Source organism: Segetibacter sp. (assembly GCF_025963695.1).
In the GTDB taxonomy this organism is placed as follows: domain Bacteria; phylum Bacteroidota; class Bacteroidia; order Chitinophagales; family Chitinophagaceae; genus Segetibacter.
In genome coordinates this window covers 24,519-47,344 of the sequence record NZ_JAOQAH010000100.1, presented here as the reverse complement: position 1 = coordinate 47,344, position 22,826 = coordinate 24,519, and the positions used below count along the sequence as shown (strand labels likewise).

Sequence of the window (22,826 nt, the reverse complement as noted above, 5' to 3'; positions counted from 1 at the left end):
AACCATAGCTATTTGCGCATTTGCACTAAAGCAGCCAAAACAAAGTAATAAGCAGAAAGCTTTGGTAAATTTATTTTTCATCAAATGTTTTTTTCCGATGCAAAAGACGGTCAGGTAAAATGAAATCGTTTTCAGAATCGGGAACAACAGATTACGGAATAAGGAAAAAGAACCGGAATTGGAGGAATTGAGGGATTAAGAGGATTTGAGGTAACCAGGGAAGCTTTGATCTGAAAGTTTTGTAAACCTACTATCAGGTTCTGTTAACTCCGTAGATCTGTATTTCAAGAAGGCCCATTATCCCTTTTCACTTATCTTCATAATGGATGATATTAAAGAATCAGCATTAATCTAATTAAAATGAGCGGAACCGTTAACCGGGAAGTATGGCAACGGGGGCCAATAAAAAATGTTCCTGCACTGTTGCAACCTGTTGCTCATGCGCTACTGCAAGCACGGGAAGAAGTTGAAAAAGTTGTTGCCGACTTCCCGGACGCCTATTTATGGCAGCGGCCTGTTGGTGTTGCTTCTGTAGGTTTTCATTTGCAACATCTTTCGGGTGTTTTAGACAGGTTATTTACTTACGCAAGAGACCAGTCGCTAACAGAAACACAATATGAAACGGCCGTATTGGAAGGCAAGGCCTTTGAAGGACGAGCGACTGTAGCTGAACTGGTTAGATTATTTGATCTACAGGTGGAGAGCGCAATAGCGCAACTCTGCAGCACAAACGAGCAAACGCTAACGGAAGAAAGAATGGTTGGACGTGCCAAAATTCCGTCCACTCTCATTGGGGTTCTGTTTCATGCCGCTGAACATACCATGCGGCATGTAGGCCAGTTGTACGTAACAGTGAAGGTTATTCAGAACGGACTGGAGACGGGATTGTAAATAATAGTTTTATTAGAAAATTGCCAGGGATGTTGAGTATGTTGTATGCGCAACGAGAAGCTACTTATGATAAAGAGATCGGGATGAAAATTAGCAAGAACTGAATTGTTTAATAAAGTATATATTCAAATCTATATTGAAAGATTGGTCTCTTTTTAAAACGTATAAAATTATAAAGTTGAAAAAGCTAATGATTGCTAAATCACATTTTGCCACAATTCTCTTTGTTTTATCAATTACCTGTTTTACCGGCTGTGTAACTGCTCAAAAAAACACCAAAGCACCAGAGTGGACTCCCCTGTTTAACGGCAAGGATCTCAACGATTGGACAGTCAAAATTTATCATCATGAGGTTGGCCAAGACCCTTCAAATACCTTTAGGGTTGAAGATGGAATGATTAAAGTACGATATGATAAGTACGACAAGTTCAACCAGCAATATGGCCATTTGTTTTACAAGCAGCCCTTTTCATATTACCATTTAAGATTCGAATATCGCATAACAGGCGAATGGAGAAAGGATGCTCCCTCATATACAATTAGAAACAGTGGTGTTATGTTCCACTCGCAAGATCCCAAGACAATTCTTAAAGAACAGGACTGGCCCATTTCAGTGGAATTTCAATTATTATCGGGTCTTGATGATGGCAAACCTCGTTCTACCGGAAATATGTGTTCGCCTGGTACTGATGTGGTATATAAGGGAAGGATTGATCCGCGCCATTGTATAGAATCAGCTTCCAAAACCTATCCGGTTGATCAATGGGTAAAGGGTGAAATAATTGTACTTGGAGACTCGCTGGTTACCCACATAATAAATGGCGACACGGTGCTTCAATATTCAAAACCGCAAATTGGTGGCGGTGTAGCCAACAACTTTGATCCTGCTATAAAAAAAGATGGAAAACTGTTATCTGAAGGTTTTATTGCACTTCAAAGCGAAGGACAACCTGTTGACTTTAGAAATGTAGAAATTTTAGATTTGGAAGGATGTATGGATCCAAAGTCTAAGAACTACAGGTCGTATTACATCAAGTCGAATCCCTCAAAATGCAAATAAATCTCTCCCCTGTTTCTATTTAATTTTCTACAACTCAACGCCTCAATAAATTGCATGGATGTATACATTCCGTTGTTCCATGTTGTGTTTATTGAATTTGTAATACTTTTTGGTGTTCTACCAGGTAGTTCTACCTATCCACAAGAAATTCATGGAATAAAACAGGTTTGTTCTGACAGGTTGCAGTTCTTTATGATTCCCTTTTTTGAGGCTTTAAAAATTATAAACTGCCCTTCGGTAAGAATAATTAATGCTTCATGTTTTCTGCTTTTTTAGAAAATTGAAAATAGGTGTACTTGCAGTGTTAACGACACTCTTAACTGCTATTGAAGATTACTTCTAAACAAGTGAAAACATGAGAAAACCTCTATTCCTCTTTGTAATTATATTACTAACTACCCTTTCAGCAATAGCTCAAACCCGGCGAATTACAGGTAAGGTTGTAGACGAAGCAGGTCAGCCGGTGAGCGGCGCTACTGTTTTAATTCGCGGGTCGTCTACAGGCACCTCTGCAAACGAAAACGGAGATTTTAATATCAATGCGAAAACCGGTGATGTACTTGTAGTATCAAGTGTCGGCATTCCATCTACAGAGATAACTGTTGGTAGTGGCTCTTCAGTTAGTGTTTCTTTGTCAAGACAGGGGCAGAATTTGCAGGAAGTAGTGGTATCAACTGCACAAGGTATCAGAAGGGAAAAAAGAAGTCTTGGGTATGCAGCTCCGACAGTTAGTAATGCAGATTTAACACGCGGACAAAGCACCAGCGCAATAAATGCGTTATCAGGCAAAGTGCCGGGAGTTAATATTACCAGTACTGCGGGTGCACCTGGCAGTTCAAGCCGCATCGTTATCCGCGGGGGCTCTTCCATTACCGGCAATAACCAGCCTTTAATGGTTGTTGATGGCATACCCATTGATAACTCAAATATTGCCGGGGGAGCGGGGACACGTGTTGGCGCCATTCCTACTTATTTAGCAAGTACCGATTTTGGCAACCGCGGTAATGATATAGACCCTAACGACATTGAAAGTATTACAGTTTTAAAAGGTCCGGGAGCAACAGCATTGTACGGGTCACGCGCATCTAATGGTGCTTTGATTATTACCACTAAATCTGGAAAGGGTAATCAAAATAAAAAGAATGAAGTGACCTTCAGCACTGGTATAACTCTTTCAAATATTCTAAAGCTGCCCGATTTTCAAAATCAATACGGCCAGGGCTACACAGGTGGTAATGGCCAGCCGTTCAGCGATCCGATTGAGAACTGGAGCTGGGGGCCAAAGTTTACAGGGGTTGTACAACCATGGGGACAGGAAATAAACGGCGTTAGACAGGAGCGTCCCTATAGCGCGGTTGAAAATAATGTGCGTGACTTTTTCGAAACGGGCAAAGCGTTTACTAACAGCGTTTCGTTTGCGGGAGGCACCGAAAAGTCAACGTTCTTCCTTTCACTAAATTCTTTGAACTCGAATGGAATAATGCCCACTAACCGCGACAATTACAACAGGTACAGTGTGCGCTTTAACGGCAGCACTCAACTAAGTAATAAATTCAGGTCGAGCCTTTCTGTAAACTACAGCAGAATTACAACTGACCAGGTAAGCGGCGGACAAGGGGCAGGATCGGTGTTTGACAACGTGTTACAGACGCCACGAAACATACCTCTTCCCGAATTAAGAGATTTGAGCAACCCTTATAATGCAATCGGGGGAATATTCGATGCAAATGTTAACGAGCTGTTTGGTTACTACGGTGCTTATACCGTTAACCCGTATTTCCTGCTTGCCAATTATCACAATAAGAATGATGTCGATCGTGTTATAGGTAATTTTTCTATCACCTATAAGCCAACGGATTGGTTAGATATTACCGAAAGATTAGGTGGTGATATTTATGCGGACCGCAGAAGAGAACTCGAACCAAAATTTAGCTTGATCCCTGCCGATAATACAAGCGGTAACTATGCTGGTCAAACCAAGTCATCGTCGGGCCGGTACTATGAGGCCAATTACAACGTCAATGATATTACGCATGACTTAATGGTCACTGCAAGAAAAGACATTACGAAGGATTTGAATGCTTCGTTGTTATTAGGTCACAATGTTCGTATGCGCACACTTAACCAATTCGATGCTGAAACCAACACTGCAGGTGGCCTGGTTATTCCTGGCTATTACAACCTTGCTAACAGTAACGGGGCCGTGGCAACAGCGAACGACTATTCAGTACGAAGACTGGTAGGCCTTTATGCAGATTTCAATCTTGGATATAAAAATTTTTTATTCCTCGGCGCAACAGCACGTAATGATTGGTCTTCTACCCTTCCAAAACAAAACAACTCATTCTTTTATCCCGGCGTAAGTGGTTCTTTTGTTTTCACCGAATTGCTAAGAACTACCGGGGTAACCAAATGGTTAAACTATGGTAAACTAAGATCAAGTTGGGCACAGGTAGGTAATGACGCGGCCCCGTATCAATTGGAGTCGTATTATGGAAAAACTACTGTTAATGGCGGTTTCGGCACCACAGTATTCCCTTTGGGAGCAGTGCCGGGCTACACTTTAGGCGACAGGATAGGAAGTGCCGACCTTAAACCAGAAATAACAACAGCTTATGAAGTAGGAACTGAACTGGCTTTTCTTAAAAGCCGTATTTCCGTCGATTTTTCCTACTACAAGAACAACTCTAAAAACCAAATCCTTGCAGTTCCCATTCCTTCCTCAACTGGTTTTACATCGCGCATATCAAACATAGGTTTAGTAAAAAACCAAGGTATTGAGTTAGGTATACGTGCTACGCCTGTTAAAACCGCATCCGGATTTACGTGGGAAGTGTATGGAACCTATACCAGGAACAGGAATGAAGTATCTCAACTGGATGTAGAGCAGATAGTAATTGGAGGCTTTAGCGGAATGTCTGTAGTTGCTGCTAACGGAAGACCATATGGCAATTTTTACGGTAGAGATCTCCTTCGCGATGACCTGGGCCGTGTAATTGTAAATGCTGCTACCGGAATACCCCGGCTTACAACAACTGCTGTTTACCTCGGAACCTACAATCCCGACTTCCAGGCTTCGTTGGGTACCAATCTTGCCTTCAAAGGTTTTAGTTTAGGTGTTTTGTTTGATACAAGACAAGGAGGTAAGTTTTACTCCCGCACAAAAGATATACTTGATTTTGTAGGCACTGCTGCTGAAACAGCTGATGGAGACAGAGAGGGTTACATTTTCCCTAATTCAGTCTATACCGACGCCAGTGGTAAAATGGTAGAAAATACTACTGTTAAATTTCACCCCGAGGATTATTTTCCAAGTGCTATTCCAGATGGCCAGCACATACTTGATGCCTCTTATATTAAACTACGCGAACTAAACCTTACTTATGGTTTACCACGAGACCTGTTGGCACGTACTCCTTTCGGAAGTGCTTCAATCAGCTTGTTCGGTAATAACCTCTGGATTAAAACAGCTAAAGAAAACAGGTATGTTGATCCCGAGATTAATTCCGCCGGTGCAACAAATACACAAGGTTTTGACTTTACAGCCCAGCCTTCTGTTCGTAATTATGGCGTAAACCTTAAAGTAACTTTTTAAACTTTACCACAATGAGATTAAGATATAGAAATACAATTGTAGCCGTTATTGCCGCTGTAGCTGTAATGGGAACAACGGGATGTGAGAAGTTTTTGGATGTGAATCAAAATCCCAATTCTCCAAAAACAGCCACAGACAATTTAATACTTCCCTCAACGCAGGCAACTATAGGTATGGTTGTAGGCAACAACCTACAAATCTTTGGAGGGATCTATGCACAATATTGGACACAAAATCCAACTTCTTCCCAGTACAAAACAATTGACCAGTACCAATCAAATCCAGCCACTTTCGACCGCATGTGGGGGTTAATGTACAACGATGCACTACAAGACCTCCTACTTTTAGAACAATCAAAAAACAGCAATTATGTCGCAATTGCACTGCTCGAAAAGGCTTACGTTTTTCAACTCCTGACAGACGCATTTGGAGATGTGCCATTAAAAGAAGCGCTTCGGGGCACTTCGGGCCTATCCCCCGCCTACGATCCCCAGCAGGAGGTCTACGACAGTATTTTCGCATGGACAAAAAGAGGAATTGCATTAACAACAGTAGCAACCAGTAATTACCCGGGTAGCGACGACCTGGTTTTTGGTGGCGGCGCAGCAGGTATGGCAAACTGGAAACGTTTTGGAAACACTTTTTTATTAAGGGCGTATTTAAGATTGTCAGAAGTTGATCCTAACAAAGCAAAAGCGGGTATACAGGCTTTATACGCAACTAATCCCGCTTTCTTAACTACAGATGCAAAAATTGCTTATCGAAATGAGGGTGGAAACCAACATCCGCTATATGCAGAAGGTGCATCTCCTACTTTAAACCGTACCCAAAACCTGGTGGCAAGTGCAACAGCTGTTAACGCTTTCGTCGCTAATAATGATCCGAGGCTAAAAGTTCTGTACACTACTAACGCTGCAGGTAACGTAGTGTCTATCCCGCAGGGAAGTTTTGCTACACAACCAACTGTCGCGCCTACCTTCCCCGCACCAATTACCGGCGGGCGTTTTTCTGCAGCTACTGCTGCGGTTGCCGCAGCTGCTCCGGTTAAACTAATTTCTGCTCCCGAGTCTTACTTTTTGCAGGCTGAAGCTGTAGCAAGGGGATGGGCTCCGGCAGGCGATGTAAATGAACTATTTAAAGCCGGCATAAAAGCAAGTTTCGACACTTATGCAATTTCTGCCGCAGACTACAATACTTATATTAACTCTGCCCCTGATGCCCGATTGCCAGCCGATGTTGCGGGAAGGATTAGAGCTATTATTACGCAGAAGTATTACGCGATGAACGGTACGCAAGGCTTTGAGGCCTGGACAGAATGGAGAAGAACAGGGTATCCTGATATATTGGTAAAATCCCAGGCTTCTACATTAGGTACGAATGATCTTCCCGCACGTTTACTATATCCTGAAACTGAAATAACCAGGAACCAGAAATTTCCAGGAGTTAAATTAGTGACTGAAAAAGTTTGGTGGGATAAATAAAAATTTGAAATAAGTAAGTTAGAAGCCCTGGCAAAGCGTTTTGCCGGGGCTTCTATTTAATGTTCCCCGGTCTTTAAGCCCTTAGGTAGAAAGCCATATTTTTATGTCTCCAGCATTTTATTGCTAATAAACATCCTTGCGTCGCACCCTTGTACTATAGTTATTTTATTCGGCTAAAGTCTTGTAATTAATTAGGAGCGATCGTAATGTTTTACTGGTTTTTGCAGGTAAATGCACAAAACTTTAAAAAAACATTTAAAGCGTTTTCAAATATTCTATAACAGCTTTTCGGTCTTCTTTATTAAGGCGATCTCCAAAAGTATGACCGGTGTTTCTATAGCCCGGCTTATCGGTATTATAAATCTTCCTGCTGTTGCCCTCATTTTTCACCTCATACTTCCAACCGACATTTACGTAATCATACTCCGGTTGCTCAAAATCCCTTTGCCAATATCGCGGACGTTCTTTACTATTTAGCAACGCTTCCAAAGTCGGTACCGACCCATTATGCAGGTAAGGTGCAGTAATCCATACGCCATCAAGAGGGGGTGCTATATAACCGTTGAAAGGTTGTAGTCGGGCAGGATAGTGTCCGTTAGCATACCAGCTTTTATTAAACCATTCTATAAATTGCGGGTTCTGGTAGTTGGCTTTAAACAATAGCGAATCCGTCTTTATGATATGTGCGGGTATTAGCAGGTTTGGGTAAGTAACGTTGTCGCCATACACTCCATGACATTTGCTGCAGTTATTATTAAAAACAGCCTTGCCGCTTACAGCAAGCGTGCTATCTATTGAATGGGGATATCTTGGTGCTTCAATTGATTTCAGGTAAGCAAGTACATCTTTAAAATGCGTGAATGTTTCCGCTGCTTCACTTGTATCGCTAACCGTAAGCAGGTTACTAAGCATAAGAAATTTTCCAAAGTCACCGCGGCCGAAGCCGTTGTAAAACATAGCATTTTTCTTCTTCAGCAACCACCACGCAGGTACATCTGTAGGAATTACTTCTTCCGGTATTTCCAACAAGGCTTTATCACTCCATTTCAACGTTTCCGGATTTCTGTGTGCTACCAGCAGTATTGCTAACCGATCCGCCGCATTCACACCTTGTGTCTCTGTTTGCAAATAAGGCGCAATCGTACTAAAAGATCTGATTAAAACCCGGGAAGATTGATACTGTTGCGGCAAAATAAAGCGCATAACCTTTTGGGTAATTTTGCCCTTTACATCATTTCTTTTAAAAGGCTTGCTAAAATCAAGAAAGGTATTGCCTAAACCAATTACAAGGTTCCCATTAAATTCCTGTCCATGACATTGTAAACAATTTGGAACAACGAGACTGTTATTGTTTTTGGTTTTAACAAGGTTAAAGTTGTAGGCTACGTTACCGGCTTTTCCGGTTCTGCCTAAATAATTTCTCTTATCCTTTCCATTTAATAAAACATAAAAATTATAACCCAAACCGCTTTTCAGGTAATCGCCGTTAACCAGGTAGTCGTATCCCTTTTGGGTGTCACCCTTTTGCTGCGCACTCGGTTCAATGTACACCCCTTCTTTAAAAGGCTCGTTCTCAACATTCATTGCAGCAATGCTTACAAAAGCAACTGCTGTAATAATGGTAATAACAAAAGCCTGTTTTCTACACCTCATAATTCTCTATCGATTTACAAAGGCGATAACAGTAAATGAAAGAATTTTGTTATAAGTAGAATAAACTTTAACGGAAGGCGAAGTAAAGTGAGCACTGTTTAGCCCGCTATTTCGGCTATTTCCGGTTATGGTAGAGTTACTAACTCAACCATCAGTTTTGCACTGACTTGTGACAGTTCAGGTCTTTGCACTGTTTATGAAACTTTTACAAATTACACGCTCCTGTTTGATAAGTTAACAGCTATAAAACTTTAATTTTAGTGTGATGGATAAAAAGTTTATTATAGCTTATTTTATTTGCGTTTGCCCTTTTTTTGTTTTTTCCCAAAATATTTCCGGTTTCTGGAAGGGAGGCTTAGATATGAACAGGGGTTGCTTTGCAGAAAACAATATAGAACTACAGTTCAATGCAAAAGGAGACAGCCTCTTTGGCAGCTCTTATCATTACCTGGATGTAAACTACTACGTCAAAAAAAAGTTTATAGGGGTCGCTGACCCTGTATCTAAAAAATTCATTATTGAGGAGCGGGTGGTTACTACATTTAAAATTCCCTCTTTTTGCAATGTTTGCATAAAAAAGTACGAATTAACTTATAGCCGTGTCGGCAACCAGGAATTTTTAAAAGGCAGCTGGAGCAGTATCCTTATAGGTAACTACACCAATTGCGACAGCGGACCTATCACCCTTTCACGCATTGCACAGTCTGCATTTAGGGAAATACCGGAGATCTTAGTCGATACCGGCGAAATTCGTTTAGATTTTTACGATAACGGTCAAATAGATGACGACTCTATTTCGGTGCGCATTAACGATCTGACTGTATTGACTCATCAGAAACTTAGTACGAAACCTATAACAACTCTTATTAGAATAGATCTCAGTAATCCTTTCCAGGAAGTGGAGATGATTGCTGAGAACCTGGGTTCCATCCCCCCAAATACCGCACTGCTTATTATTACCGCAGGCAAAAAACGTTACGAATTATTTATGACCTCCTCCACGCAAAAATCGGCGAAGGTTCGTTTTTTATATGAACGACCGTGATGTAGCTTTTGATTAAAACAGTAACCGGTTTTTTTATTGTTGATGCTTTTGCCCGACCCAAACCACTCCCGGGGATGAATATTGAGATGCGGCAAGCAGACCTTAAAACTGTGTCTTAGCACCATGTTTGCATATTACAGTTAAATTGAATAACATGGAAGTATTTGACTGTATTATTGTTGGAGGTGGACCGGCAGGACTAAATGCAGCAGTTGTTTTAGGACGGTGTCAAAGAAAAGTGTTGCTATTTGATACGGCACAATACCGCAATAAGTATTCTCACGCAATGCATAACTATTTAACAAGGGATGATATTGATCCGGCAGAATTTATAAAAATTAGTCAACACGAAATTTTTAAGTACGGAGTTGAATTGGCAAATAAAAAAGTAGTAAACGCCAGAAAAAATACTGAAGAAATTTTTGTTGTTAAAGATGAAGAAGGAACCATTTATCATTCAAAAAAATTATTAATTGCAACCGGGCTAACCGACCCTTTACCTAAAATTGAAGGCTTTGAAGAAATGTATGGAAAATCAGTATTTCACTGCCCCTATTGCGATGGATGGGAAGTAAGAAATAAAAGTATAGGTGTTTATGCAAAAAATAAAAACGGCTTCGACCTTGCAATATCTCTAAAAGGATGGAGTCCTGATGTAGCTATATTTACAGATGGGGTTAAAAAATTTAAGCCACATGAAAAAGACGAGTTAGCGGCAAATAACATTGTTATTATTACACTTCCGGTTTTAAAGATCCAGGGTACAAATGGAATGATTGAGAAAATTGTTTTTAAAAATGGCAGCCACTATTCTTTAGACGCTCTTTTTTTTGTAAACGGTTTCGACCAGCAATGCAACTTAGCAGAAACTTTTAATTGTGAAATGAGTAAGCAAGGGAAAGTATTGACGAACCAATATCAGCAAACCAAAACGCCCGGCCTGTATGTAGCAGGCGATGCAGATAAAGACATGCATTTTGTGGTAGTGGCCGCGGCGGAAGGAGCTAAAGCCGGCACGATCATAAATAAAGAACTTCAAAAAGAAATCAGCAAACAAAGGGTTAAAGCCGCAAAGCCACTTAATCCTATCGAAATCTGAGCTCTATTACCTTCTCGCTTATCTCTTTAAATGCAAGGTTTTCTACTATCGACTTGTAGAAAATTTTATTAGGTTCATGTTCTTCAAACAGTAATTTGGCCTCATCGCTCTATAATTTAATAAACACCCGGGTGTGACTTACATAAGAAAACTATTTTTTGTTGTTATTGCTCAATTTCTCTTAGCCTCACTTTGTTCTGCCCAGAACGATACTCTTACAAATGGAACCTTAATTATTACCTTAACAAGCCAGGATACAATATGGATAGGTGCTGACACCAGAACGTCTAGTTTAACCGATAAAGGCTATACGGTAAACAAGAAAGGGATGTGTAAAATATATAGCACAAATGATATCATTTATGCGATGGCCGGTCATGTTCGTTATGTAGACAACAGCTTTAATTTCTTAGAAATCATGCAAGCCGCAATAAACGAACAGCAGAATTTTGATAGATCAATGGAAGCGTTTCAGCAAAGAGCCAAAATAGAAATCAACTCTATTCTTAAAAAGTTTTCCAGGAAAAGCATTAACACACTTATCAATACAAATAATGGATCATTTCTTAGTGTTGTCGCCATTTCGTTTAATAATGATAAAAAGAAAATGAAGGAAATGAAATTTTCTATCGGGGCCAATAACAGTAATAATTGGAGTGTTAATTACAAGACGACTGAAGATAGTGGGGTAGGCTCTTTAAAATTTGTTGGACATGCAACAAACGCTTTAAAATTTGTAAGAGACAATAATCTTTATTTCGGCAACGGCAAAAACATGCCTGGAAAGATTAGTGAGTTGATTGAATTAGAATCAAAAGCCACAACAACGGTAGGAATGCCTGTTGATGTAATTAGTATTTATAATGGTGGTTATAAAAGAGTAATCAACAGCGGGCTTTGCAGTGAATAAGTGCCCAATGCTTGTTTTCGACACCACCTGTTTCTATTGCAAACCTGGGCGTCTAAAATTATTTGTATTAAAACGTTCAAACCTGGCGCGTATAAAACTAAATACACCATATAGCACTAGTCCCAATCCAAGTGCACCAGTAACCAAAGAACCGTAGGAAGCATGTAAAAAGCTAAAGGCCTCATTAGTGTCACCTGCAGCTTTCGAATTGGTATAAATAGCAGCTTTTAGCATAAGCCATGCAATAATCAACCACACAATTCCTCTTGCTATATATCCAATAGTTCCTGCTTTAATCAGGTATGCCCCCCGTCTCGACTGCAGCCCCAGACCCGATACATGTTTTTTGTACTTTCCCCGTACGCCATAAACAATTTGATAAATACCAACGGCTGCAATAACTGCAGCAGCTAAGCCAACAAGGTATTGCCCAAAAGGTTTGGAAAGAAGCTCGGCAATAAACTTTTGATTGCTATCCCCATTGTCACTATCTCCGTTACGAAGCAAAAGTTTTATAGCGGCAACCGCAAAAGAAAAATAAACAAGGCCGCTCAACAAATACCTCGATCTTACAACAAGCCCTTTAGTATTAGTGCCCTTTTTCTCAGTATCTGTAAAGCATTGTACAGTTCTCCAAATACAATAGCACAATAAGCCAACTATTAATAATGCAAGCAGTAACTGGCCGGCAACCTGGTGTTGTATTAATGACAAAAGACTGTTTTTGTTGGTATTGCTTTCCGATTGTCCACCTAATCTAAATGCAGCCATAAATGCAACTGCCCCCATTAAACAATAAACGATACCTTTTGCAGTAAGTCCTGCTCTTGCCAACACAGGTATAAATTTCGGGGACGACATTTGTTGTTTGGATAAATTCAAAAGAATAAATTTTAATTGCAATTGCTTTTCAAATAACAAACCATGGTGAAAAGTGGAATGCGAAACCAAAAACTGGTTATAATAAACCGCAATTATTAATTTTTATCTCCCTGGTTAATTAGTATTCTGCATGGCCATCCATTATTTATCGTTCAAATGTTTTGTTGCGTTTTTTTTTGAACCAGCCAAATGCAATAATGTGGCATTGTTGTGTCACACTCTTTTACTATTGCGCTATCCGCAGCAACTATTGATCAGGTAAGTGAGGTACTTAAGCCAGAAATTACAGAGAGCAGTAAAAGGTACTCAAATGTGAAAATCGAAAAGTATTGCGACTATTTCTTTTCAATACTCTTATCCATGCTTCTGCCAATTATATAACCGATGAGTGCCCCCGAAGCGGCACCAGTAAGCAGCCAAAAAGTATCTGTGCCTTGTGTAAAAAACGCGACAGCCGCGCCTAGTATTGCTACAACAACAGCCACTACAAAAGCAGCACTACGCTTAACCTTTTTGGGATGATGAGTATTTGCCGCAGGGTGATGGGGATGGTGTGGATGACGATGTCTGGCTCTGTTCCTGCTTTCGGGCATAAGTTGGTTTATTATAAAAGTTCACAAAAGTGTTTCGATGAGCGTAAGTAATGCACCTTTACTCATCCTTTTTAAACATTTCCTCATAATGTAGGGACGGATCAAAAATGCCCCCGCTTTCTTCATAAAAAGATTTATCGGTTACAAATACCCCCTTCTCGGTTCTCGTGTAATTAGCTCCTTGTTTCGGATGGTACAACAGCATCTTATTCCAGTTCTTATAGTATTGATGCCCGTTAGTTTCCTGCAACCCCATACCAATGTTAGCGAAAGGTTGTAAACGGGCAGCAACGCATTTATTCCAATCAACCAAAATTGGGTTAACAGTCAGGTCAGCACAAAAGCAGGTTATCTTTTTTTCGTACGCAAGCTGCGCAATCTTCATTGTCATACTCAGCGTTTTTGCAATAGCTTTCACCGCAATTGCTGTATATCCCTGTTCTATACGTTTGGCTGCATCTTCTACTGTGTGAGCACTTTCATCAGCAGCAATAGTTACTCCCATATCGCCCACATACATATTATTTCTCTCTCCAAATGGTTCTTCTATCACTGCAATCTGGTCAAACGCTCCTATCTTTTTCGCATGGTCGAGAAACCGAAGCAGCGTATCCTTTTCATCATACCTCTCGTTTGCATCAAAATAATAAGGTATTTTCCCATTTTTAGTGTAGGGGGTTTCGTAGTGACCAATAGCGGAATGGACGGCGGTAAGAAATGCAATATCCTTTTCAAGCATCTCTTTTTGAGTACCTGCTGAACCTGTCTTCAGCTTCATAATAAAATATCCCGCATCTGCAGCCGCTTTTATGTTTTCAACTTTTGTTCCCACGCTAAAAGCTGGCATGCTTGCTACCTTTTGGTGTCTAAAAGATAAGCCGGGTTTGTACGCAGAGGGGATCAGATCATCAAATTTACTGATCTTATTTTCCTTTGCATATAAGAGCCACGCAGCGTTGTCAACAGAGACCAAAGCGTTTAAGGCGAACGTTTTTCTGAGGTCTGGATGATTGGTTATCTTTTTGCCATAGGCGTAAACCTCCGGCAGCAGATCATCAAGCAATTGTATCGGATCATTAAACGAGTTTCCTTTTATGATTTCTAATGCCCGTTCGGTCATTGCATACATCAAGGCATTTCCTCCACTTTGCGAGTGTGCCGCAAATACCTTTGAATCAGACCATAAAACGTTTTGGGTACCCAGGCCAATTGTAGCTGCAGTTGATTCTCCCTCCAGCCTCGTTGCTATCTGCCAGGCTTCTGTTATAGCACTGCCTTTAAAACGATATGGAATAAGTGGCTCTCGTTCAAAATTAGAGTCAACATTCTTAACCCTGATTTTTGAGAACTTATTTATAGCAGCAGTATCAGGTTGTAACACAGCTTGCCTGCCTGCTATACTTAGCGGTACAAAAGCTCCGGTACGATTAAGAAATTCTCTGCGATTTATCTTCTTAATGCCTTCATTCATATAGCCTGCTCTTTAAACATTATTCGTTGCAGTAAGTTACAATGATTGTTGAAACGAAAATTGAAAAAAGGTGATTGCGACTTTCATTGTAATGGAAGGAAATGAATATCAGAACAGCTATAATTTTGAATGCTAACCTTGGAAATATTTTAGCCTGTAGGTAATTAGCGATAAGACAAACCATTTTTTAAAAATTCAAACCAATCAGTCAACGTGCTTCTTTTAGGCGGTTGTTGTAGAAAATAAAAACCGCCAGGGGTAAAAAAGCTGAGGGCAATAGAAATTGCCCTCTTTTTTCCGATTGCTATGCCAATAGAACCAAAAAAGTATTTTTATATAATTACCAGGTACGCTCCTACTGGCCGATGCCCTCTGTAGCACCCTGACCTGTTTGATTGTTCTTACGTTTAAACAACAGTGCATCTATTTTTCCAAAACGATAGTTAAGCGTAAGCCTTACCATTTGCGGATCGCGAAGACGATTATAAAATTGAGTGAAGTATTCACTTTCAGAATATTGGTTGAAACTACGTGTTCTGAATATATCGCTTACGCTTACAGTTGCTGAAAGGGCCTTCGACTTTAAAAAACTCTTTTTAACTGCAAAGTCAATTCCGTAAAAAGGCTCGATATAACCTTGAGCGGAACTCTGTGCCTGTCCAAAACCACCACCGCCACCACCAGGACCGCCACCACCACGAGCACCGGGAGGGCCTCCGCCGAAACCACCACCACCACCGCCCGGAGGTAAATTAGTTTTCGACTGGTAAGTTGCTGAAAGCTGCGCGGTAAAGTCGGCTGGTAATTTAAAGTTGCTATTGATCTTACCCAAAACGCTCCACTGACTGTTGGTAGAAACATCTTTTACATTAGTGGCGTTAATAGTCGAATTGTAAATATTTACGTTTGTGGTTACATCCCACCACTTCGTAAAAAAGTCTTGTGAGGTAAGTTCAAGGCCATAAGATTGGCTTGAGTTAGCATTGATATACGTATTGATAAAAGCGTCTCTGCCTGTAAAAGGATTTACGCCTTTTTCAAGATATCGGGTAATAAGGTTGGTCGTCTTCTTGTAGTAAGTAGATGCCAGGAAGTTGTGATTTTTGTTGAACGTTTTTGAGTACGACATTTCCAGCGAACTGGTAAACTCAGGAACCAGGTTTGGATTACCTGTTGTAATGTTTAACTCGTCAGTGTAATCAGCAAATGGAATTAACTGGAAGAAGTTGGGCCTGTTGATACGACGGGTAACGCTAAATTGAAGTTCCTGGTCGTGTTTCAGTTTTTGGCTTAAAAATATTGACGGAAAAAGGCTAACAGGATAACTGTTGCTGAACTTCTCACCGGTGTTGGTCAACTCGCCCTTGTAGCTTGAACTTTCGGCCCGTAAACCCAACTTGTAGCCAAAGTTTTTTATGCTGCTGGTAATACTTGCGTAAGCTGCATAGACATTGTCGTTGTTTGTGTAATTATTAGAGGTTGACGGGATCAGCTTATAGGTATTGATGTTATTGTCGAAAAAGTAATTGCTATTGCTATTTTCCCTGCCGCGTATAGATGCTCTTACGCCTGTTTCTAATTTTGTTCTTGTTGAGATAGGATTTACAAAATCGGATTGAATAATGATATTATAATCTGTTCCGGCACCTAATAGTTGCTGTAAAGAAGTTGATGTAAGAGAACTGCCCTGGGAAGTACGGTTAGTTGTATAGAACGAATTCGATTCGTTTTTACCGCTAAATAAATTTACATCTGCGGTAAGCTCCTCTCCTTCTTTAGCAAAAAGTTGCTTCAATCCTAAAGCAACTCCTTTTCCGTTGAAACTTCTTGAGCCTGTTGAAACCCGCTCGCTATAGCTGCTTTTTATTCCTGTATTGAAAAGGCTATCGGTTGTAATATCAATGATTTCACCTGGTTTAAACTGTCCGTTAACCCTAAAGCCTGCTAGCGAAAGGGTAGTGCGGTTGGTAATAAAATAGTCGAAACCCGCGCGACCGAAAATAAAACGACCGGTAGATTTATCAGTATTGCTTTGATTAATTGTAGTACGTGGAGTGTCCGTCAAATTTATCCTGTTTACACTTCCTACAGTATTCGACTTTCTCTGGTTGACATTGATGCTACCAAAGAAGTTTATTTTGCCCTGGCGAGCATTGAAATCGAAACCTCCGTTCATTGCTCCTAGCCTGTCAATGCCTGCTCTTATATTTCCGTTATAACCGGTTCTTTTATTCTTCTTTAAAACAATGTTTAAAATACCCGCGCCACCACCGGAAGCATCATACTTAGCAGATGGGTTGGTAATTACTTCAACGCTTTCAATAGCATCTGCCGGTATTTGCTCAAGCGTAAGTGTAGTTGGTCTGCCGTCAACAAAAATTTGTGGAGGTGCATTTCTTAGTGCGACGTTTCCATCGATATCAACGTTTACTGAAGGAACGTTTTTCATAACATCTAAAGCAGATCCGCCTGATGTTACAATGTTTTTATCTACACTAAATACTTTTTTATCAATATCCATCCTCAACCTTCCTGAGCCGGTTGCTATAACCGTTACATCCTGTAATTTTCTTATTTCAGTTTGTAAAGTTATTTTTCCAAGGTCTTTATCAAATCCCCCGGCCATTGCAGCCATGTTAGGCATTCCTCCTCCTGCAGGTTTTTCACCTCCACCGCCACGCTGAAATGAAATTGCTTGCTCAAATGGCTTATACCCTGTGGCCGTAATCTTCACTTTTAAACCCATGATTGGTAATTCTTCAAAATTGAATTCACCGTTTCCTTTAGTGGCAGCCCCCTTCACTAAAACTTCCTTGCTTTTCTTGGTTGTGTTATCAACCTTCGTTTGAAGGATAACAACTGAAGCATCGCTAATTGCTTTTCCGGCACTGTCGACCAGTTTACCATAAACATGACCAATAGATGGTGCTGCCATTCCTGGTCTTCCGGCACCCATTCCGCTTTGCATTCCTGCTGGTGGCTGGGCAAATACGTGGGAGGCTAGAATAAAGGAAGTGGCCAGTAGTAAAATCTTCTTCATAAATACATTATTGAGATTTATATCGAACACAAAAGTATCGGGCACAATTACAGTTTAACCGGAATTGAGACAAAGCAGAAAAATGTTGCGACAAAAACGAAAGAAAAGATGAAAAACGAACACCTATACAGTTGAAAAAAATGCCTTTCGTTTTTGAAACGATAATTCGAGATTCTTAGCCATTGCTCTAAATTTCGTTGGTTATTAATTGAAAGCTGAAGAGTGCGATGCAAGAAACCTCAAGGAGCCCCTCTTGCAAAAAAGAACTCTTCTTTCCGAAGAGTTATAGCTCGAGCCGTTGGGCTTCGTCTTTGCAACGGGCATTCTCCCGCTTATTTTAAAAACTGCCTGGCATGTTCCGCAATGCCTTCGCCTTTATGCGGCTCCTGAAGCGGTGAGGTTCGTTATGCAAAGACTGGTGTTGGTTACTTGGTTTAAAATCGTATTGGCTAGATAAACATTCCACGCTTCGTTTCTGAATGATGCCCTCGGCGATTCGGATGAAAGGATTGCGACGCAACGATGATTCTAATAGTACAAAAAGTTGGTATAAAAAAAGCCTTGAAATATCAAGATTAAAAAAAGGTGTTTATTAGTAGGGGTAGAAAAGCGGGGAGTAATGCGATGATGGGAAACAAATAAACCTTTACAGATATGATTGTGCCGGTTGAGAAAGAGTAAGATTAGGCTTAATAATAAAATTATTATTGGGGTTGTATGCCAAGTAAAGTAAACACAGCTTCTTTATAATTATCGCCGATTGGAAGTTCTATACTACCAATAAAAACGCTGTTCTTCCTGATAGCAGTTATTGATTCTTTGGAAACAATGTAGGATTTTTGGATTCTTAAAAAGCTGGAGGATGGTAGTTGTTCTTCAATACTTTTCATACTTAACCTAACTACGATTGGTTTTCCGTTCTTGAAATGTATCTTGATATAGTCCTTTAAACCTTCCACATAAACTACATCGGCAAAAGTGAGTTTGATGTGACTGTAGTCGGCGTTAATGAAGACGTATGACTGCTCTGTTTCTTTTAAAACCTCTGGCGACTTGTTTTTTAACTCGTGCAATTCAAGGGCTTTATTACAAGCCTCCACGAACCGATCAAAAGCAACGGGCTTTACCAAATAGTCTACCACATTTAAGTTAAAACCATCGAGCGCATATTTTTCGTACGCTGTAACGAAGATAAACATTGGTTTGTTTGGAAGGCTTTGTATCAATTGCAAACCCGTTAATCCAGGCATTTGTATATCTAAAAAAACAAGGTCAGGTTTCTGCTGTTGAATAAAACCAATTGCTTCAATCGGGTTACCAGACTTTGCTACTAATTGCAGATAAGGAACTCTGCTGATATTGTCTTCAAGCAGTTCGAGAGCCAGGTCTTCATCGTCTATTGCTATGCACCGCAACATTATTAGTGGAGATTTAATTGAAGGGACACCATAAATTTATTGTCCCTGTCGGAAATTAGCAGTGTATGATTGTCTTTGTATAATAAATTTAGTCTTCGCCTTACATTTTGCAAACCTATCCCCGAAGTTTTATCCTTTGTTTCTTCACTGCCGCCGTTGTGCTGGTTTACTACAATAAATTGCAATAAGTTGTTGCTGGCTTTCAACTCAATGTTAATTTCCGCGTTTTGTATAAGCCCGGTCCCATGTTTAAAAGCATTTTCTACAAACGGTATTAGCAACATGGGCTCAATAAAGTAAGATCTATCGAAATGTTCCATAGATACATTTACTTTCACTTTGCTTCCAAATCTTTGCGATTGCAGGTCGATATAACTATTCAGGTAGTCGATTTCTTTTTCTAATAATACCTTCTCTTCATCAGTCTCGTAAAGCATATATCGTAACAATGAAGAAAGTTTTATTAATGACGGCTCTAAAATATCTGATTTTTTTCTTGCCAGCGCTACCATGTTATTCAACACATTAAACATAAAGTGAGGGCTCACCTGCGAACGAAGGAAAGAAAGCTCCGTTTTCAAATGCTCATTTTCCTTTTCCTTGTCAATACGTTCTTTTTCTTTCGCAATCCTCTCATTTTCCAACCTGTCTTTAATAGTTCGGTAAGCAGTACTTGCTGCAAGTATAAACAGGAAAATGAATAAGGTGAATAAAAGATGCATGCGCAAGTTGTACTCCTTCGTATTCATAAATAAATAAAAGAGAATACGGGTTTGAACAATTAGCCAGGAGAATATTAAAAGAGCCGAAAGGCCATATAACCAAAATCGTTTCGTGTAGAAAAATCGTGGGATTAAAAATATGGCGTTGAAATAGAAGATGGCAACCCAGGAAAGATTCATAAATAAAGAAAAATACGAACCCTGCCCTTGCCGGTTATTTGCGGCCTGGTCGTTTTGTGGTGTAGGCCGTAACAGGTACGGCAAAGAGAATAGCAGCACCCATGCAGCGACATGTAGTAAAACAACAACCCATTTCTTGGTGTACCATGTTGCCTTCATAGCTGCAAAGTACCAACGAAATGGGTTGTGATAGAATGAGATTGAGACGAAAGACCAAAAATCAGCTACCAAAAAGGTAATGTAGCCAGAAGGTTAAACTATTTTGATGCGGCTTTTTCCATAAAGATGTAACGACCTTGGTTTTTATCAGTTTCAGCGCTGGTGTTTACATCAATTCTCATAAACTGTTGATTACTGCTTGTGTTAAGTGCAGGCCATTTTGGTAAACCCTGACCGTTTGGATCAGCGGTTTTTATGAAGTTTGCAAAATACTCCTGCATAACCTTCGAAACCTTGTAATCGTCAGGCGTCCAATCATAAACTTTGTTTGATCCAAGATTACCCATTGCATATTCAATTTCAGCAGAATGCACAGCGCCTTTGGCAGCAGGCGCTGCAGGTGCTTGCTTAGCAGTCGTGTCTTTAACTATACCTCCTGCTAAGCCAGCGGTAACGCTACCCATAGCTGCAGACATGGCCGGCCGCGGGCGTGAAAAATAATAGCGATACACTTTTTTTCCGGTTGTCTTAGCCTGTATATCGGCCCACTTCCAGGTGCTGTAACTAATAAATCTATCGCTTGCCAGATCTGTTGCCACCTGCTCTACCTCTGCATCTGAGGAAGGATTGTAAGCCTGTAATGCGTCGTTCGCTTTTTCGCCGTATAATTTCTGTACCGCCTTAATATAATTTTCTTTGGTCGGCTTTTCATTGCCCATTACCATTCTATAATTCATCTCTTCCGAGTTCCAACCAGCCAATAACGGAACATGAGCCTGTTCACCAGCCTTATAAATCTCCATTGGATCTTTTGGAAAGAAATAACCGTCGATAGTCATTGCAAAACGAAATGGCCCAAACGTAGCCGCTGACTGAAGTAGCTTATCAGCAGGAAGCGCTCTAAGTTCTGCAAGGGAATTAGCCCCTACGGTTTTTGCAAATTCAACCCCGGTTTGTTCACCTTTTGCAAGTGGAGCAGCGGGTAAAGTGCCAAGTAACGAACCACTCTCGCCTATAGCTCCTGCAATCAAATTCTTTGATAGCGGCGAAGCCATTTGTGCACTAACGGAAACAGAACCTGCAGATTCGCCAGCAATTGTTACCCGCTTTGGGTCACCACCAAATGCTGCTATGTTTTGTTGCACCCATTTTAAGGCGGCCGCCTGGTCTAATACTCCATAATTTCCAGATGCTTTGTGCGGTGATTCTTTTGTAAGTTCAGGGTGCGACATAAACCCAAAGACGCCTAACCGATAGTTAAGTGTAACGGCTACAATTCCTTTTGCGGCCATACTTTCTCCATCATATCTTGCCTCTGATCCATCACCAGCAACAAAGCCGCCTCCATAAAAATATACCAGAACAGGAAGGCCTTTTTTAGTTGTTGAAGGAGTCCAAACGTTGAGATAGAGACAATCTTCGCTCATACCCTTTGTACGAAAGCCCATGTCGCCAAAAACTTTCGTTTGCATACCATGCGATCCAAACTGTTTTGCATCCAGTTTACCCGTCCAGTTTTTTACTGGCTGAGGTTCCTTCCAACGTAAGTCTCCTACAGGAGGTGCAGCAAAAGGAATTCCTTTAAAAGAAAAGACGCCGCTTTGTTCAACCGTTCCCTCAACAAGTCCGTTGACGGTTTTTACAACCGGTGAAGAAGATCGGGAAGTTGATTGTGCTACAGAGATTTGAGTAAGTTGAATGGCAAACAAGGGGAGAAATAAAAGCTTTTTCATGCTATAATTTAAAAATGAGTATTATTGTCTCAATTGTGAGACAATAATAATATAAATTATCAGGTTAACAAAAAGATTCTGGTTATTTGCCTTATATAACAACAATGAAACAAAAGCAAGTTGCAGGAAAACAGGCACTAGAAGCGGATGACTTTGAAAAGATGTTTATGCCAGGGCTGGCTATTGATACAGTAATTTTTGGGTTTCATGAAAACCAGTTAAAAATTTTGTTGTTGGAATATGAGAATACAAATTTATTTGCCCTGCCGGGAGGTTTTATTAAGAAGGATGAAAACCTGGCCGATGCTGCAAGGCGGACACTGTCGGATAGAACGAGTCTGGAAAATATATACCTGGAGCAATTTTACATTTTTGGAGACATAGCAAGACACGATCCGAAGCCTTTAAGAACAATTATGCAAGGAAAAGGACTCGGAGAGCTGAAGGATCACTGGCTTTTTGAACGCTTTTTAACCGTTGGATTTTATGCACTTATTGATTATACAAAAGCCGTCCCTATCCCCGACTTGTTATCGGATAGATGCGAGTGGCACGAATTAGAAAACTTGCCCCGATTGATACTAGATCATAAGCAGATTGTTGACAAAGCACTAGAAACCTTACGTACGAATCTTGATGAAAAACTAATAGCGTTTAACCTGATGCCTGAACATTTTACAATGGCCGATTTACAAAGCTTGTATGAAACAGTTTTAGGAGAAAAATTACTCAGAACAAGTTTTCAAAGAAAAATGTTGAACATGGAAATACTTGAACGAATTGAAAAAAAGTACACAGGAGGAGCTCATAAAGCTCCGTACTTATACAAGTTTGCCAAGAAGCAGCAATGATGCAGCAGCATAAAAAAGTACAAGAGTGCGACGCAATAATGCT

General features: G+C 40.4%; 16 protein-coding genes. 8 read left to right on the top strand and 8 right to left on the bottom strand.

Annotation, left to right across the window (positions count from 1 at the left end; genetic code table 11):
- Positions 1-360 precede the first annotated feature (360 nt).
- From JWR87_RS18350 to JWR87_RS18335, 4 genes are all read left to right on the top strand, one after another.
- Positions 361-891 carry a DinB family protein gene (locus JWR87_RS18350; RefSeq protein ID WP_297822967.1) on the top strand — a complete coding sequence of 177 codons (531 nt, stop codon included), beginning with the start codon at positions 361-363 and terminating at the stop codon, positions 889-891.
- Positions 892-1,081: 190 nt separating this feature from the next.
- Positions 1,082-1,951 (top strand): DUF1080 domain-containing protein, encoded by an 870-nt coding sequence (locus tag JWR87_RS18345; protein ID WP_297822965.1) that lies wholly within the window; start codon positions 1,082-1,084, stop codon positions 1,949-1,951.
- A gap of 355 nt (positions 1,952-2,306) precedes the next feature.
- Positions 2,307-5,546 (top strand): SusC/RagA family TonB-linked outer membrane protein, encoded by a 3,240-nt coding sequence (locus JWR87_RS18340; protein ID WP_297822963.1) that lies wholly within the window; start codon positions 2,307-2,309, stop codon positions 5,544-5,546.
- Positions 5,547-5,557: 11 nt separating this feature from the next.
- The gene (locus JWR87_RS18335; RefSeq protein ID WP_297822961.1) at positions 5,558-7,027 is read left to right on the top strand and encodes a SusD/RagB family nutrient-binding outer membrane lipoprotein; all 1,470 of its coding nucleotides are present in this window, start codon (positions 5,558-5,560) and stop codon (positions 7,025-7,027) included.
- 255 nt (positions 7,028-7,282) lie between these two features.
- Here JWR87_RS18335 and JWR87_RS18330 read toward each other — a convergent pair whose 3' ends face one another.
- Positions 7,283-8,680, bottom strand: coding sequence for a c-type cytochrome (locus JWR87_RS18330; RefSeq protein WP_297822959.1), 1,398 nt, complete (start codon positions 8,678-8,680; stop codon positions 7,283-7,285).
- 265 nt (positions 8,681-8,945) lie between these two features.
- On the opposite strand from JWR87_RS18330, the gene JWR87_RS18325 reads away from it, so the two are divergent.
- From JWR87_RS18325 to JWR87_RS18315, 3 genes are all read left to right on the top strand, one after another.
- Positions 8,946-9,725, top strand: a complete 780-nt coding sequence (locus tag JWR87_RS18325) for a hypothetical protein (RefSeq protein ID WP_297822957.1) — start codon at positions 8,946-8,948, stop codon at positions 9,723-9,725.
- A gap of 154 nt (positions 9,726-9,879) precedes the next feature.
- Positions 9,880-10,824: an NAD(P)/FAD-dependent oxidoreductase gene (locus JWR87_RS18320; RefSeq protein WP_297822955.1), complete on the top strand. Its 945-nt coding sequence runs from the start codon at positions 9,880-9,882 to the stop codon at positions 10,822-10,824.
- 133 nt (positions 10,825-10,957) lie between these two features.
- Complete coding sequence (locus JWR87_RS18315) at positions 10,958-11,734, top strand: hypothetical protein (RefSeq protein WP_297822953.1); 777 nt, start codon at positions 10,958-10,960, stop codon at positions 11,732-11,734.
- 33 nt (positions 11,735-11,767) lie between these two features.
- On the opposite strand, the gene JWR87_RS18310 is transcribed toward JWR87_RS18315, so the two are convergent.
- From JWR87_RS18310 to JWR87_RS18280, 7 genes are all read right to left on the bottom strand, one after another.
- The gene (locus JWR87_RS18310) at positions 11,768-12,616 is read right to left on the bottom strand and encodes a DUF1206 domain-containing protein (protein WP_297822951.1); all 849 of its coding nucleotides are present in this window, start codon (positions 12,614-12,616) and stop codon (positions 11,768-11,770) included.
- 335 nt (positions 12,617-12,951) lie between these two features.
- Positions 12,952-13,209, bottom strand: coding sequence for a glycine zipper domain-containing protein (locus JWR87_RS18305; protein ID WP_297822948.1), 258 nt, complete (start codon positions 13,207-13,209; stop codon positions 12,952-12,954).
- Positions 13,210-13,267: 58 nt separating this feature from the next.
- Positions 13,268-14,680, bottom strand: coding sequence for a mandelate racemase/muconate lactonizing enzyme family protein (locus tag JWR87_RS18300; protein ID WP_297822946.1), 1,413 nt, complete (start codon positions 14,678-14,680; stop codon positions 13,268-13,270).
- Between the two features lie 355 nt (positions 14,681-15,035).
- On the bottom strand, positions 15,036-17,720 hold the full coding sequence (locus tag JWR87_RS18295) for a TonB-dependent receptor (RefSeq protein WP_297822944.1): 2,685 nt from the start codon (positions 17,718-17,720) through the stop codon (positions 15,036-15,038).
- A gap of 704 nt (positions 17,721-18,424) precedes the next feature.
- Entirely contained in the window at positions 18,425-19,138 is a 714-nt protein-coding gene (locus JWR87_RS18290) for a response regulator transcription factor (RefSeq protein WP_297822942.1), read from the bottom strand.
- 2 nt (positions 19,139-19,140) lie between these two features.
- Complete coding sequence (locus JWR87_RS18285) at positions 19,141-20,199, bottom strand: histidine kinase (RefSeq protein ID WP_297822940.1); 1,059 nt, start codon at positions 20,197-20,199, stop codon at positions 19,141-19,143.
- Positions 20,200-20,297: 98 nt separating this feature from the next.
- Positions 20,298-21,932 carry a carboxylesterase family protein gene (locus JWR87_RS18280; protein WP_297822938.1) on the bottom strand — a complete coding sequence of 545 codons (1,635 nt, stop codon included), beginning with the start codon at positions 21,930-21,932 and terminating at the stop codon, positions 20,298-20,300.
- A 104-nt stretch (positions 21,933-22,036) separates the two neighbouring features.
- Between JWR87_RS18280 and JWR87_RS18275 the strand changes: the two genes are divergently transcribed.
- Complete coding sequence (locus tag JWR87_RS18275; protein ID WP_297822936.1) at positions 22,037-22,783, top strand: NUDIX domain-containing protein; 747 nt, start codon at positions 22,037-22,039, stop codon at positions 22,781-22,783.
- Positions 22,784-22,826 lie beyond the last annotated feature (43 nt).

Bases quoted from the DNA above. Each gene is read 5' to 3' on its own strand.
- JWR87_RS18280 (WP_297822938.1), bottom strand. From the start codon at position 21,932: ATGAAAAAGCTTTTATTTCTCCCCTTGTTTGCCATTCAACTTACTCAA.
- JWR87_RS18290 (WP_297822942.1), bottom strand. From the start codon at position 19,138: ATGTTGCGGTGCATAGCAATAGACGATGAAGACCTGGCTCTCGAACTG.
- JWR87_RS18275 (WP_297822936.1), top strand. From the start codon at position 22,037: ATGAAACAAAAGCAAGTTGCAGGAAAACAGGCACTAGAAGCGGATGAC.
- JWR87_RS18305 (WP_297822948.1), bottom strand. From the start codon at position 13,209: ATGCCCGAAAGCAGGAACAGAGCCAGACATCGTCATCCACACCATCCC.
- JWR87_RS18295 (WP_297822944.1), bottom strand. From the start codon at position 17,720: ATGAAGAAGATTTTACTACTGGCCACTTCCTTTATTCTAGCCTCCCAC.
- JWR87_RS18320 (WP_297822955.1), top strand. From the start codon at position 9,880: ATGGAAGTATTTGACTGTATTATTGTTGGAGGTGGACCGGCAGGACTA.
- JWR87_RS18285 (WP_297822940.1), bottom strand. From the start codon at position 20,199: ATGAAGGCAACATGGTACACCAAGAAATGGGTTGTTGTTTTACTACAT.
- JWR87_RS18335 (WP_297822961.1), top strand. From the start codon at position 5,558: ATGAGATTAAGATATAGAAATACAATTGTAGCCGTTATTGCCGCTGTA.
- JWR87_RS18340 (WP_297822963.1), top strand. From the start codon at position 2,307: ATGAGAAAACCTCTATTCCTCTTTGTAATTATATTACTAACTACCCTT.
- JWR87_RS18330 (WP_297822959.1), bottom strand. From the start codon at position 8,680: ATGAGGTGTAGAAAACAGGCTTTTGTTATTACCATTATTACAGCAGTT.
- JWR87_RS18350 (WP_297822967.1), top strand. From the start codon at position 361: ATGAGCGGAACCGTTAACCGGGAAGTATGGCAACGGGGGCCAATAAAA.
- JWR87_RS18325 (WP_297822957.1), top strand. From the start codon at position 8,946: ATGGATAAAAAGTTTATTATAGCTTATTTTATTTGCGTTTGCCCTTTT.
- JWR87_RS18300 (WP_297822946.1), bottom strand. From the start codon at position 14,680: ATGAATGAAGGCATTAAGAAGATAAATCGCAGAGAATTTCTTAATCGT.
- JWR87_RS18345 (WP_297822965.1), top strand. From the start codon at position 1,082: ATGATTGCTAAATCACATTTTGCCACAATTCTCTTTGTTTTATCAATT.